The organism is Rhizobium sp. SVR5-2C (genome assembly GCF_056755115.1).
In genome coordinates this window covers 1-12,506 of the sequence record NZ_JBNDHT010000174.1, presented here as the reverse complement: position 1 = coordinate 12,506, position 12,506 = coordinate 1, and the positions used below count along the sequence as shown (strand labels likewise).

15 protein-coding genes, 3 pseudogenes and 1 other annotated feature are annotated in these 12,506 nt (G+C 58.1%); of the genes and pseudogenes, 5 read left to right on the top strand and 13 right to left on the bottom strand.

Annotated features, from left to right (window positions below):
* The 9 genes and pseudogenes from ACPYOI_RS31760 to ACPYOI_RS31720 all read right to left on the bottom strand — a co-directional run.
* Positions 1–719 (bottom strand): ABC transporter substrate-binding protein (locus ACPYOI_RS31760; protein ID WP_481423860.1); only part of this gene is annotated, 719 nt, incomplete at its 3' end.
* Positions 720–929: 210 nt separating this feature from the next.
* The gene (locus ACPYOI_RS31755) at positions 930–1,139 is read right to left on the bottom strand and encodes a hypothetical protein (RefSeq protein WP_481423859.1); all 210 of its coding nucleotides are present in this window, start codon (positions 1,137–1,139) and stop codon (positions 930–932) included.
* A 178-nt stretch (positions 1,140–1,317) separates the two neighbouring features.
* A complete protein-coding gene (locus tag ACPYOI_RS31750; protein ID WP_481423858.1) occupies positions 1,318–1,953 on the bottom strand; it encodes a hypothetical protein in 636 nt (211 codons plus the stop codon).
* Positions 1,950–2,780 carry an ABC transporter permease gene (locus ACPYOI_RS31745; protein WP_481423857.1) on the bottom strand — a complete coding sequence of 277 codons (831 nt, stop codon included), beginning with the start codon at positions 2,778–2,780 and terminating at the stop codon, positions 1,950–1,952. The genes ACPYOI_RS31750 and ACPYOI_RS31745 overlap by 4 nt, the downstream gene beginning before the upstream one ends.
* Before the next feature lie 44 nt (positions 2,781–2,824).
* Positions 2,825–3,610 (bottom strand): ATP-binding cassette domain-containing protein, encoded by a 786-nt coding sequence (locus ACPYOI_RS31740; protein ID WP_481420191.1) that lies wholly within the window; start codon positions 3,608–3,610, stop codon positions 2,825–2,827.
* A 32-nt stretch (positions 3,611–3,642) separates the two neighbouring features.
* Complete coding sequence (locus ACPYOI_RS31735; RefSeq protein ID WP_481420190.1) at positions 3,643–3,798, bottom strand: hypothetical protein; 156 nt, start codon at positions 3,796–3,798, stop codon at positions 3,643–3,645.
* 19 nt (positions 3,799–3,817) lie between these two features.
* Positions 3,818–4,792 carry a YVTN family beta-propeller repeat protein gene (locus ACPYOI_RS31730; protein ID WP_481423856.1) on the bottom strand — a complete coding sequence of 325 codons (975 nt, stop codon included), beginning with the start codon at positions 4,790–4,792 and terminating at the stop codon, positions 3,818–3,820.
* A gap of 26 nt (positions 4,793–4,818) precedes the next feature.
* On the bottom strand, positions 4,819–6,051 hold the full coding sequence (locus ACPYOI_RS31725) for an ABC transporter substrate-binding protein (protein WP_481423855.1): 1,233 nt from the start codon (positions 6,049–6,051) through the stop codon (positions 4,819–4,821).
* Positions 6,052–6,206: 155 nt separating this feature from the next.
* A pseudogene (locus ACPYOI_RS31720) lies at positions 6,207–6,453 on the bottom strand (IS6 family transposase); the annotation flags it as partial.
* Between the two features lie 261 nt (positions 6,454–6,714).
* On the opposite strand from ACPYOI_RS31720, the gene ACPYOI_RS31715 reads away from it, so the two are divergent.
* The 5 genes and pseudogenes from ACPYOI_RS31715 to ACPYOI_RS31695 all read left to right on the top strand — a co-directional run.
* Positions 6,715–6,933, top strand: a complete 219-nt coding sequence (locus tag ACPYOI_RS31715) for a hypothetical protein (protein ID WP_481423854.1) — start codon at positions 6,715–6,717, stop codon at positions 6,931–6,933.
* Complete coding sequence (locus tag ACPYOI_RS31710) at positions 6,914–7,360, top strand: hypothetical protein (protein WP_481420081.1); 447 nt, start codon at positions 6,914–6,916, stop codon at positions 7,358–7,360. The genes ACPYOI_RS31715 and ACPYOI_RS31710 overlap by 20 nt, the downstream gene beginning before the upstream one ends.
* A gap of 57 nt (positions 7,361–7,417) precedes the next feature.
* Positions 7,418–7,903: pseudogene (locus ACPYOI_RS31705) on the top strand (transposase); the annotation flags it as partial.
* Positions 7,700–7,816: a sequence feature (AL1L pseudoknot), on the top strand. Its footprint overlaps the pseudogene before it by 117 nt.
* Positions 7,904–7,950: 47 nt before the next feature.
* Positions 7,951–9,357: an IS30 family transposase gene (locus tag ACPYOI_RS31700; RefSeq protein ID WP_481420080.1), complete on the top strand. Its 1,407-nt coding sequence runs from the start codon at positions 7,951–7,953 to the stop codon at positions 9,355–9,357.
* 4 nt (positions 9,358–9,361) lie between these two features.
* Positions 9,362–9,664 (top strand): annotated as a pseudogene (locus ACPYOI_RS31695) (integrase core domain-containing protein); the annotation flags it as partial.
* A 173-nt stretch (positions 9,665–9,837) separates the two neighbouring features.
* Here ACPYOI_RS31695 and ACPYOI_RS31690 read toward each other — a convergent pair.
* From ACPYOI_RS31690 to ACPYOI_RS31675, 4 genes are all read right to left on the bottom strand, one after another.
* Positions 9,838–10,338: a hypothetical protein gene (locus ACPYOI_RS31690; RefSeq protein WP_481420079.1), complete on the bottom strand. Its 501-nt coding sequence runs from the start codon at positions 10,336–10,338 to the stop codon at positions 9,838–9,840.
* A 367-nt stretch (positions 10,339–10,705) separates the two neighbouring features.
* Entirely contained in the window at positions 10,706–11,101 is a 396-nt protein-coding gene (locus ACPYOI_RS31685) for a PRC-barrel domain-containing protein (protein WP_481420078.1), read from the bottom strand.
* 272 nt (positions 11,102–11,373) lie between these two features.
* Complete coding sequence (locus ACPYOI_RS31680; protein ID WP_481420077.1) at positions 11,374–11,598, bottom strand: hypothetical protein; 225 nt, start codon at positions 11,596–11,598, stop codon at positions 11,374–11,376.
* A gap of 41 nt (positions 11,599–11,639) precedes the next feature.
* Positions 11,640–11,855 (bottom strand): hypothetical protein, encoded by a 216-nt coding sequence (locus ACPYOI_RS31675; RefSeq protein WP_481420076.1) that lies wholly within the window; start codon positions 11,853–11,855, stop codon positions 11,640–11,642.
* Between the last annotated feature and the right edge of the window lie 651 nt (positions 11,856–12,506).

Here is a 12,506-nt window from a genome sequence, read left to right as displayed (position 1 = left end):
CCCATCGCAGCACCGGGATTTTCAAGCGCCCATTTCTCGCTAAAGACGTAACCGAGCGCCGAAACGGGTCCAGACGCGCCAAGGCCCTCTGCCGCCTCGTTGGCTCCAATCAATCGCCGAAAGCCGTTCGCCTCCAGGCGCGCGCAGAAGTGCCAGAAATTCAGGACCGCATCGAGCTCGCCCTGCTGCGCCTTCTCCGAAAGCAGCGGCGGCGCGCCGAACACGATCTCATTGCTGGCAACCAGGTCGATTTCATGATCACGCTTGGCAAGCGCCTGAATCAGGAGCCAGCTCTTGTCCAGCGGTCCGCCGGCTACTCCGATCTTCCGGTTCTCGAGATCGGCGATCCCCTTTATTGGCGACTGCTCTTTCACCATGATGGCACCGACCGCCGTCGAATAGGGAACCAATGTGAGATCGTGTCCGGCCGAACGCTCGCGGGAAACCCAGAGCCAGTCGGACACGATGACGTCGATATCGCCGGCCAGCATCGCGACATTGGACGCATCCTCACCAGCAAAATAGACAACTTCGACCTCGACACCGTTTTCAGTGTCGAACTTGTGGCGCTTCAGCGTATCGAGTTCCCAGCTTACTGTCCCGAATTTCAGAGCACCCACGCGAATTTTGCCGGCTGCCCTGCTGACGACGGGCGTCGCGACAACGGCCCCCGCAGCCGCAAATGCCGCCATCGACAAGATACAACGTCGCGAGATCATAGCCACGCCTCCCATAGATTGTTGTTTCTATGCATGTCGTTGCCGCAAAACCGCTGCACAAATTTCAGCGACATGCATTAGAGCGGGATGCCGAAAAGTGTTTGCGGCTTTCGGGCGATATCCCGTTCTACCTCTTTGATTTAGAGGCGGATTCAGATTTTAGGTCGATTCGACCTAAAATCATCCGGCTCTTGATCCCCGCAGATTCGGTCAGATGTGTTCGCCGTTATCGCGATACGCGCACTTCCAGCGAATGACCTTGAGCTTCGGATTCTCCTGCGACCACCTCGCGACGTAGATCGAGGCCTGAAACATGCATTGCACCAGGGAGCCCCCGTACTCGAAATAAAGGTGCTCGGTGCGGCAATTGCCAGGATTTGCCGTCAGGCAAACAGTGAGAATGAGATCGACCAAATTCACTCGATACCTCACGCCGACCGCCCTTGGCCCTCGCGCTGATCGCAGCGTCCTGTGGCGCGTGGAGATCGCTAATGTCGTAGATTTTCTCCCTGATCAAGCTACGCGCTCCCGCAAAAGTCGTCAACAATATGCTAATGCACTCTTCGATATTCACCCTGCGCAAGCCCTTCGATCGAATCTACTTCTTCGCGAGCACCTCTGACGCGGTCTTGGCAAGCTGGTACAGCCTTTGCTCGATGATCGTCGGCACCTCGCAGACATATGTCAGCGACTGCGCGCGCTCTTCGAAGAGGCGCGTCTGCCAGATCAACCGGTCGGTGCGCTCGGCGACTTCGCACGGATTCGCCTCCGGCTTGGCCTGCATGGCATCGACCTCGGACGCCTCCTTGCGCAGCGCTGCCGCAAGCTCGAGCTGCTTGCGGGCATAGCGGCCGATGCCGGAGATGACGTGGGAGCGTTCCGCATTCATGTGATCGAATAGCCCTTGAACCAGCATCGTCATCCGGCTCTCGACCTGATCACCAGGCAGATTTGCCGCAAAATCCCGGATGTCCTGCTGGGCCTCCGCGACAGGGATACGTCTGGCAGCCGTCTGCCGAACCAGCGTCGAGATATCGTCATCCTTTGCCCATCCCCTAGCCGATTCAGGCAGCTCCGGCCCATTCCAGATCTGACCCAACGACAGTTCGGGCACCTTACGCTGGATGCACGGCCAATCCGCATCGGCGCCCGACGCGGTAATCGGAAAACCGGTGATCGCCGCAAGAACAATAGAGCGGGCCAGTCGGAGCAGGAGGCCTAAGCGATCCATCATGCATTTCCTCCCGTATCCTGCTTGCGGATCATCAGCCCACGAGAAGGGTCGTAGGCCATGATGGCGCCCGCAAGAAAGATGATCGTGAACCCAGAGACGACGGCGAGGGAAGTCCACTCCACCAGCCCATAGAAGGCGAAACGGATTAATTCGACGACATAGGTGAAAGGATTGACGAGACAAATCTTGTAAAGAAGGGGGCTCGCTTCCTGAACGCGCCACAGGGGATAAAGCGCCGCGGAGGCGAAATACATCGGAAATATGACGAAGTTCATGATACCGGCAAAGTTCTCGAGCTGTTTGATAACGGAGGAAAGCAGCAGTCCGAGCGCACCGAGCATCATGCCGCCGATGAACAGTGCCGGAAATACCAGGAGATAGCCGATCGGCGGCGCCTTCACGCCCCAGAACCCGGCAATGGCGAGAAACACGTAGACTTGAGCGATCGATACGATGACGCCGGCTAATAGCTTCGATACCAGCAGGAACCAGCGCGGGAATGGGCTGACCAGCAAGGTACGCATGTTGCCCATTTCGCGGTCATAGACCATCGACAGCGAGGATTGCATGCCGCTGAAGAGCAGGATCATGCCGCAAAGGCCGGGCGTGATATAGACCTCATACAGCACGTAGGTCTTGTAGGGCGGGATAATCGAGACGCCGAGCACCTGCCGGAAGCCCGCCGCGAAGATAAAAAGCCAGAGCAGCGGTCTCACCAGAGAGGCGATGAAACGCTCCCGCTGGTGAAGAAAGCGCAGTCCCTCGCGGACAAGGATGCCTTTCAAGCAGATCAGGTAGTGGATCGACCCGAGACGCTTTAATTTCATCGCTCCCGGTCCCGCAATACTCGCTGTATTTTGCAATTGTCGGCTCATGGTGAACCGTCCGTCGAATCTGCTACCGGCTGGCCGAGCCGCGAGAACGCTTCACGGATCGTCGTGGCCTCGGTCGTTCGCACTACCTCCTTCACGTCACCGTCGGCGACGACCTCGCCCTGGCGCAGGATAACCACACGATCTGCTTCGTCGACCTCGTCGATCAGATGTGTCGCCCAGAAAACACTGATTCCTTCGCTGCGTACCAGGGCGCGGATGGTCGCCAGGATTCCGGCCCGGGATTGGATGTCGAGACCGACGGTCGCTTCGTCGAGCAGCAGCAGATGCGGCCGATGCAGGAGCGCTCGCGCGATCTCGACCCGTCGCATCTGGCCGCCCGAAAGGCTGCGCGCCTTGTCATGCAACTTCTCGCTCATGCCGACCGTATGAAGCAGGGTGTCGATCCGCTTGCGCGCTTCACCCGCGCCAATGCCGTGCAGCGAAGCGTGATAGGAAAGGTTCTGGTGGACACTCAGATCGAGATCGAGGGTTCGGGCCTGAAAGACAATTCCGAGTCGCCGCAACGCTTCTCCGGGGGCACGGCTGATGTCGTAGCCAAAGACCCGGATCGATCCGTGCCGGGTGCCGTAGAGATGGCTGATGAGCGAGAACAGGGTCGTCTTTCCCGCCCCATTCAGACCGAGAAGCACCGTAAAACTCGCGGGCGGGAGGGAGAAGGTCACATCATTCAGAGCAGGCTTCGAGCCATAGGAATGGCGTACGGCATGGACGCTGAGAGCCGCCGCCCCGTTCGAGCCTTTACTGGTCTTCAGGTCCTGCAACCGCAACCGCTCCTTCCTGAGTGGTTCGACGCCTATTTAATAATGATCGTGCCTTTCATCGTCACCTGCTCGGTGGCTGGGGCTCTCGCAGCGTCATCGTTGTCGTCCTTGTCCTGTGTCCAGGCCTGGGTATGCGCAAAAGTCATGCCGACTATGGCGACAAGGACGATTGTGGGAGTTCTCTTCATGATCTCCTCCATCGTTGCGTCAGTTCGGGGACACAACAACGCCCCATGGAAGCGCGCCGACGGTTACCGATTGGACCGGCTCGTCCGTCGCGACATCGATGAATGTGATGTCGTTCGAAACGCCGTTCGTGCTGACGATCTGCTTTTGGTCGGGGGTAAAGGCGAGTTGCCAGACCCGTTGGCCGACCAGGATGTATTTCTCGACTTCATAGGTTTCGGTGTTGATGACGGCGACACGGTTGGCAGGACCGAGCGCCACATAGGCTTTCTTTCCATCATCGGTGATCCGGATACCGACAGGCTGGATGGATTCGGCGCGCAGGCCGGGAATTTCGAAGGTAATCTTCTGTTTCACCTCTCGCGTCGCATTATCGATCACGGAGACGGTGCCGCTGATCTCGGCGCTGACCCACACCTCGGACCCGTCGGGCTTGAACTCGGCAAAGCGCGGCCGCGAATCCACCAGCACGTTATGGGTCATCTCGTGCGTCTTGGTGTCGATAAAATGAGCCATGTTCGTCGTTTCCGACGTGTTGACCATGGTCCTTCCGTCTGGACTCACCCCCATGCCCTCGGGCTCGACGCCGACAGGAACTTCTGCAACGACCTCCTTGCTCCCGATATCGATGACGGTGACCAGATTGTCGTCTTCATTCGCCACATAGAGTGTCTTGCCATCCGGGGAGAGAACGAACAGCTCGGGATCGGGACCGGAGGGCAGGGAACCGACGATCTCCAGGGTGGCGGTGTCGATGATCTCGATCGTGTCGTCGTCGCTCGCACAGAGATAGATGAATTTGCCGTCATGCGAGATGGTGATGCCGCGTGGACGCTGCCCTACATTTACCGTCTTCACGACCTCCTTCGTGTTCGAGTCGATGACGCTGATCGTGTTGTCGCGTTCGTTGGAAACGTAGACCATGTAGGCGGATGCCGGGCCGGCCATGAAACCGGCTGCTGTCATGCCGGCGAGAAAGGATAGTCGGCTTCGCATCAAGTCCCTCCCATCATATCGAGCGATCACTTCAAGACGCACTTCGTCTCCGGTTCATCGATCCCTAGCGTATCTAGCTCCGAAACCTGATGGAGGAAGCCTTCCTGCGGCGAGGTCGAAACGACCGTGCGCGCATCACCGAGGAAAATCGGCTGGCGCAATTGCAAGTTCCATTTGCGGAATGTCAGTTTCTGGCCCTTGAAGGCCGCGATGGAAAAATCGTCCGAGCGGATGTATCCGCCGATCTTCTCGGGATCACTGTTTTGCGTGCGGGTAGCAGCTTCGCCGAGGATGCGGACCGCTGTCCACGCCGCCATATCTTTGGACAGCATGCGACGGCCATTCGCCTTTGCAAAGCGGTTCTGGATCTGGGTTCCGCCCCATTGTTCGCTGGCCGGGTGCCAGGCGGTCGGTACCAGGCCCGCCGTACCGGCGACCGGCCGCGGGACCCAGGTACGGTACGGCACGTAGGTGCCGAAGACCTCGCTTTCGTCGGCGACCAGAACGACGTCATGTTCCGGAAGGTTTTGGGTAAAGACCGGCATCTGCCGCTGGATCTGGACCACGCCAGTATCAGTCCGCCGTGCCGTGCCGGTATCTTCGAACAGTTTTTCAGCGACGATCTTGCCGCCGAAGCGCTCCGCGGCACGCCGCAAAGCATCGGCGAAGAGTTTGTCACCTTCGTACGAACCATAGAGAAGCACCCATCTGCGCCACTGTTTCCAGATCAGATACTGTGCAAGACCGTCAGCAAGCATTGTGCGTGACGGAGCCGTATGGAATATATTAGAGCGACATTCTTCTTCTCGCAGGAGATCGTCCGTGGCCCCGACATTGAACAGGAGTATGCCTTTTTGCCGCGCGCTATCGGCGATCGACAGCAATTGCCTGGCGGAGATGTCCGTCAGGATGTAGCGGTCGCCCTCGGCCGCCATCGTCTCAAAGGCAGAAACCACCTCGGCGTCGGGTTTGATCTCTGTCACCTCGAGCTTGAACTCCTGCCCGAGAAACCTGCCGGTCGTGTTGTTGTCGCCGATTGCCACATTGGCGCCCGCAACACCTTCGTCGCGCGGCGGCATGTCTAGAATGGACAACGCCAGCTGCGGCGCGTAGGCGCGCAAATAGCCGATCTTGATTTCAGTGATTTGCTTTGCCTGCCCGTTTGGGCGCGGAGTTTCCTGCGCAAAGGAACCGCACGCATTGCAATTCAGGAGAAGAAGGCTCAGGAAAGTGGCGACGCCTGATGCCGAGGTCTTCATCGAATGGCCCTCTGATCGCGTTGCGATCGTCCATTGGTGAGTCCAATGTCAGATATCCACGATGACGTTACCCGATCCTAAGATATTAGGAAACACTTCATCAACTTTCGGTCGCGATTTCCGGCTCCGCCGGCAATGAGGCCAAGGCGGGCTCTTTTCACATAGGTCTCATCAACGCGCCAGCTTGTCGACTGCGGCCGCCGCCAGTGCCAGCGCAGCCCCTTTTTGATCTTCCGGCGCGTATTTCTGAACCCAGCGAAAGATCGTGGAATGATCGACAGGCACACCCCGTTCGCTCATCGTCTGCTCGAGATCGCGATAGCTGACACCATAGCGGCAATACCATCGCATTGCCCACAAAATCACTTCCCCCTGAAAATGGCGCCACTTGAAATCCCTCATCAAAAGTTCCCGCTGAAAGTCTTTGGCGCTCTTTCGGGCATCATCTGAATTTTTGCAACAAGTCCGCGGACAATGGACATACCTTTACCGGGCTGGAAAGCTTTCAAGCTTTCCTCAGCTCGCGAACGCAGGCACTGGCCTCGATGTTCGCACAGCTTGCCGACGTCCAGGGAGGCGGGGCGGCGCCGACCGTTGCGGAATTCATAGCGGCTTTGCCGGTCATCACTTGGCCGTGACAAGCAGAGACCCGGGATAAGGGTCTTGTGGCCCTGCCGGGTCTCCATGCCACGCCGGGTCAGCCACCGGTCACTCAGCACCAGCAGCGAACTTATCGGCAAGGTGGTCGCGGGGCCCATTATCGCCGGCGCCGTGCTGACGATCGGCGACCTAGCCTATCGCTGGTATGCGAAGCGCAAGAGGGACGAGTTGCAGGATGCCCTCGATCTCAAGGCGGTGACGAATGCTCAAGCTGCTGCCTGAATGGCTCAAGGTTGGTGCGGGAGCGGCGTTGGGCGCTCTCATCGCCACTTACCCCGCAATCCTCGTCGGACGCTCTGAGGACGCCAGCAAGCTGCAACCGCAGCGCTGGAAATTGCGGTCAAGCGCTCTGCCGAAAAAGGAAAGATCAATGGTCAGGTTTCTTCTCTTGATGTTGCCGCTCTGTGCAATGATTTCGGGCTGCCAGACAGCGACAAAGTCGACTGCGTGCGCCGGGTTCGAGAAGCTTCAGCCAAGCCTTGAGACGTCCGTGTTGATTCTCCGGAAGGACCCGCCTTTTGCCAATCAGGTGGCCACGCATAACAGGTTGGCAAATCCCAGGATTGCTGGAAGTAATCTAAAGTGGTTGCCGTCTCTGCGGCGCAGCTACCCGTCGCTTGAAGGACCCTTGGGAACGAGTCTCAGCTGAGGTCTGAACCGCGCCGGGTTTGCCGGAGGCTCCAACTTCTGAGAAAGTGGAGCCGATATGAGCAAGACAGCGAACAAATTTTCACCGGAAGTCCGCGCCCGAGCAGTGCGGATGGTTTTTGGATCACCAAGGCGAACATTCCTCGCGATGGGCAGCGGTTTCCTCGATCGCCGCCAAGATCGGCTGCACGGCGCAGACGCTCAATGAATGGGTGAAGAAGGCGGAAGTGGAAGATGGTTCCCGGCCTGGTCTCCCAAGCGAAGTGGCCGAGAAGATGAAGGCTCTGGAACGGGAGAACCGCGAGCTTCGGCAGGCCAATGAGATACTGCGCAAAGCGTCCGCTTATTTCGCGATGGCGGAGCTCGACCGCCCCTTGAAGCGATGATCTCCTTCATCGACGAACACCGGTCGGTGTTCGGGGTCGAGCCGATCTGCAGACTGCTGCCGATTGCCCCATCAACCTACTACGAGAACGTTGCCAAACGCCTGAACGTGGACCGATTGTCGGTCCGCGCCCGCAGCGACATTGCATTGAAGATCGAGAGGCAGATTCAACCGGTCGTCGCAACACCTTGAACAAGGATGTTACGATGAAGCCGCACAAGCGTCGTTCGGATCGCTCTACACGAAGCAAACTACGTTCGCCCGGCCGGCCGCCAGTCTGGCAGCGTGAGAATCTTTGCCGCTTCTGGCAAGCTATTGCGTCTGGTCAGACGAGTGAAGACGCGGCGGTAGATGCCGGTGTTTCGGCACCGGTCGGAGCGCGATGGTTTCGGAGTTCAGGAGGAATGCCACCAACGCATTTGGCCCCATCGGCAAAGCCACCGGGCGGGCGATATCTAACATTTTCAGAGCGCGAGGACATTGCAATCGAACTCGCCAAAGGCAACGGAGTCCGGACCATTGCACGCAAACTTGGGAGGTCCCCGAGCACGATCTCTCGCGAGCTGCGACGTAACGCAGCAACGCGAGGTGGAAATTTGGACTATCGTGCCAGTACAGCGCAATGGCATGCCGATCGGGCCTCCCTGCGCCCAAGACCAAGCAAGCTCGTCACAAATCCTGCGCTGCGCGATTATATCCAGGAACGGCTTGCAGGTATGATTGCCAAAGCAGATGGCGTCGGATTTACCGGCCCCGATGTGATATGGAAAGGGCGCCGTGCCGTTCACCGCCAGAATAGGCGCTGGTCAACGGCCTGGAGCCCGGAGCAGATTGCGCATCGGCTCCGGCTCGATTTCCCCGAGGATCCGACCATGCGCATCAGCCATGAGGCGATTTACCAAGCGCTATATATCCAGGGACGTGGAGCACTACGTCGCGAGCTAACCGCCTGCCTGCGGTCTGGCCGGGCTTTGCGCATACCCCGCGAACGGGTCCGAAACCGCGGCAAGTCCTTCGTTGGCGACGCGATACTGATCAGCCAGCGGCCGCCCGAGGTTGAGGATAGAGCTGTGCCGGGGCATTGGGAAGGTGATCTCATCCTTGGCCTGGGAAGCTCCGCGATCGGTACACTGGTCGAACGTGCTACGCGCTTCACAATGCTGCTGCACCTGCCGCGCATGGAAGGCTATCAACCCGGAAAGAGCATCAAGAATGGTCCGGCCTTGGCCGGCCACGGTGCCGAAGCTGTACGTGATGCCATAACGAGATCGATCACAAGCCTTCCAGAGACATTGCGCCAGTCGCTTACCTGGGATCAGGGTGCAGAAATGGCCCAGCATGCCCGCCTGCGGATCGACACAGGACTACAGATCTACTTCTGCGATCCTCAAAGCCCCTGGCAGCGCGGCACAAACGAGAACACGAATGGTATATTGCGGCAATACTTTCCTAAAGGCACCGATCTCAGCCAACACACCTCCGATGAACTCGATGCGGTCGCCCATGCCATCAATACAAGGCCGCGCAAAACACTCGGCTGGAAAACACCGGCCGAAGCACTCGACCAATTCCTCACAAACGCTAAAATCGATAGTGTTGCGACGACCGGTTGAATCTGCCCAATACGTGTCGATCAAGTATTCGGAGCGACTGGCCGAGGCAGGCATCGAGCCTTCGGTCGGAAGCGTTGGCGACAGCTACGACAACGCGCTCGCCGAAACGATCAACGGTCTCTACAAGGCCGAGGTCATTCATCGGCGCGGACCATGGCGGAGCTTCGAAGCGGTTGAGTTCGCCACCCTCGAATGGGTCGATTGGTTCAATCATCGACGGCTTCTGGAGCCCATCGGAAACATCCCGCCAGCCGAAGCCGAGGAGCAGTATTACGCCATGCTGGACGAACCAGCCATGGCTGCATAACTTAAACCAAACAGCCTCCGGCAAACCCGGCGCGGTTCAGTCGGTCAGATTTTTCCGGCTCACTAAGCTTGAACTGCTCCAAGGACTCGATTGCGGCGTTTAGGAACTTTTGCGTTCGCAGGTCCATGCTTTCGATGTGCTGCGCGTAGAATTGCAGGTCGGCATCGATGCCACTATCCAGAGGGACCTGCGGGACCAGGAGGCGTGATGAGAAGGATTAGCCTTCGCAGGATAGAGTGCAGAATATTATTTTGACCTTGTAACGCGATCACTTGCTCGTTGAGCTCGTGTATCACTTCTGAAAGGTCCGGCTGATGCAAGTTGTCGGCCATGCTCACCATCCCGTCGTGTAGCGGTTCAACTACCGCCGTAAAGCGTTCCCATATGGAACGAATGTTTACACCTTCAATAGTTTCAGAACCGCTTGCCGATGCGGTCTTGTTCTCCCTTTTATCACCATCTCGCTTTGTGATGCTCGTTAACTTAGGTCCGCTTCGCGGGCCTTTTATCAAAGGGCAGGCGCGCTGGATGAACGGAGACATCATGCAAATTAAGTCGAAAAGCCGAAGATCAACCCGGCGCATTTCATCGCCATCATCGGCGCCGCTCTCGTCAACGCATTCATCATCGGCGGGGTATGGGCCAGCCTCAATCGAGATATCGCCGATATCCATAACGCTCAGGAGCGGACACAGAGGGTTCTCGACGACACCCAGCAGCAGGTATCGCAAATACCGCCGCTTTCATTCCAGGTGACGAGAGCGCTTGAGGCGACGGCGGAAAACAAGAAAGGCATCGAGGCGGCAAACGATCGCGTCGTGGAGTCTCTCGGCGGCAAGCTAGATACCGCGATCGAGAGCATCAACAAGGTCGCCACCCGCGTCGAGGTGTTGAGCAACAGCTCGACGATGCGCAGGAGCGAGCGAATAAGACGATGTTCAGGACACCGATTGTCAGGTCGTAGCGGAAGGCAAGCCTCAGCCGAGTGCAGCAAGCAGGCGGGAAATAACGTATGGAAATCTCCCGCCGCCTATGGCTTCTTCAAAGCATCGGTCGCGTCACACCGTAATAGTCGTCGATGCCGCGCCTGTACTCGGGGTCTGACCAATCAGGCGCGCTTCTATCATCAAAGTAAGGCGCGCCCTCCAATTGCGCCTTGTCGAGATCAACCGCGTAGCCGCCTTGGCCCTCATCATATTTCAGCATGTCCCATGGAACCGGGTGGTAGCTCTGCCCCATCCCCAGAAAGCCGCCAAACGACATGACGGCATAAGCAACCTTCCCAGACCTTTTATCGATCATGACGTCGTACACCGTTCCCAAGGATTCCCCTTGGAGGTTGTAGACATTGGTGCCTTCGACCTTGCTGGCTGCTATCAAATTTCCGGTTTCGTTCGTCGCCACATCGCCGGTGCGCGAAACATCATAGTCCGTCATTGAAACTCCTCCTTGTTGCTTCCTTTCACCCTCTTTCAGTGATGAGTAATAAACGCGCGCCTGCGGAGGTGGTTCCGAGCGAGCAGCGGTTGCTGGGTGCTCGACGGACAGGGATTGAGGTAGTGGGAACACGACCGTGAACTTCGCCCGCCCCATGTTCAAAACATAGCCACGTCGACGAAATCCGCTTTCCGGTCCAGGCTCTCGACAGCGCGGCTCGTAGCCGTTTCGCTGTTGCACTTGACCCGTGGTCCCGGCGTGTTTTCTTGGACCTAGCGCACGGAAGTTTTCCGCGGTCGTTCCTGTGTCCTCGATCGCGTGGCCTCGACCCAGTTCATGGTCGGTGTGACGGCTATTCCATGAACGACGATGGAGATCAGCACTATTAGGATTCCAGTCGCCCAGACGGCGTCGGCATTGTCGAATTCCGCCTGACCTGTGGCGTAGGCAAGATAGTGGATCGTTCCCAGCCCCCGGATGCCGAAGACGGAGTTCACCAGTTTCTCGCCCGCGGAATACCCTGTACCAAGCAGGCAGATCAACCCGATAGCGGCCTCACGGCGAGCAGCGTCAGCGCGGCGACGAGTACGACGCGCCAATCAACAGCAACCAGAATCGTCTCGGTGGCCAAGATCGAACCCAAGCAGACGAGCAGAACCATCATCAGCAGCCGTTCGATCTGTTCTGCAAAATCGTGCAACTGCTCGTGAAAATCGTGTTCTCCTTCCACTGAACGAAATGCAAGGGCCGCCACGAATACTGCACGAACCCATACCCATGGATCATCTGGGCTACGCGACATTGCCGGGCAGAGGCGGCAGCAACAGTACAGAGAAGTGTGAGGATCGCGCGTGCTGCACGGGGGGCCGCCGTCGCAAATCTCCCGGACCCAACCATCCGAACAGCCAAGCAAGCAGAAAAGCCAATGCGGCAGCGAGTGCTATCAGGATCCACACACCCAAGGTGCGCCTTGGTGGCTTGCCGGAATATCGATCAGGATCACTCATTGATCACACCCGAGGGCGTTCGGGAAAACTATGACCGCGCGGCGCCAGGATGGTGTGCCTCATCGCTGGCATTAACAGGAATACTGCGCGCGGCCGTATCGATAACCAATCGGTTCCAGTCTGCTAGCGTACCGAGAAAAAGGACCCTGGGGCAGCTTGGCTAACCAAGGTGGAATCGCGCGGCTTTCCGTATGAGGTAACGGAAAAGGGACCGGAAGAGATCGACCACGCGATCCCGACCCCTCCAACCCTTAAGACGTAGCAATGTTCCGGTTCGGAGCAAAAAGAAGGCCCTGCTAAAGGAGGGACAGGGCCAGGTCGCCAGCATTGCTGGCTGGACGCGCGGCTGGCAGGGCGTGCCATACCGCGCGATCCGCTGGGTTAACCCGAATCGTATC

What these genes read in the sequence shown, in the direction of transcription:
- ACPYOI_RS31750 (WP_481423858.1), bottom strand. Translation starts at nt 1,953, where the DNA reads ATGATGGATCGCTTAGGCCTCCTGCTCCGACTGGCCCGCTCTATTGTT.
- ACPYOI_RS31745 (WP_481423857.1), bottom strand. Translation starts at nt 2,780, where the DNA reads ATGAAATTAAAGCGTCTCGGGTCGATCCACTACCTGATCTGCTTGAAA.
- ACPYOI_RS31735 (WP_481420190.1), bottom strand. Translation starts at nt 3,798, where the DNA reads ATGAAGAGAACTCCCACAATCGTCCTTGTCGCCATAGTCGGCATGACT.
- ACPYOI_RS31730 (WP_481423856.1), bottom strand. Translation starts at nt 4,792, where the DNA reads ATGCGAAGCCGACTATCCTTTCTCGCCGGCATGACAGCAGCCGGTTTC.
- ACPYOI_RS31725 (WP_481423855.1), bottom strand. Translation starts at nt 6,051, where the DNA reads ATGAAGACCTCGGCATCAGGCGTCGCCACTTTCCTGAGCCTTCTTCTC.
- ACPYOI_RS31710 (WP_481420081.1), top strand. Translation starts at nt 6,914, where the DNA reads ATGCTCAAGCTGCTGCCTGAATGGCTCAAGGTTGGTGCGGGAGCGGCG.
- ACPYOI_RS31700 (WP_481420080.1), top strand. Translation starts at nt 7,951, where the DNA reads ATGAAGCCGCACAAGCGTCGTTCGGATCGCTCTACACGAAGCAAACTA.
- ACPYOI_RS31690 (WP_481420079.1), bottom strand. Translation starts at nt 10,338, where the DNA reads ATGGATATCGGCGATATCTCGATTGAGGCTGGCCCATACCCCGCCGAT.
- ACPYOI_RS31685 (WP_481420078.1), bottom strand. Translation starts at nt 11,101, where the DNA reads ATGACGGACTATGATGTTTCGCGCACCGGCGATGTGGCGACGAACGAA.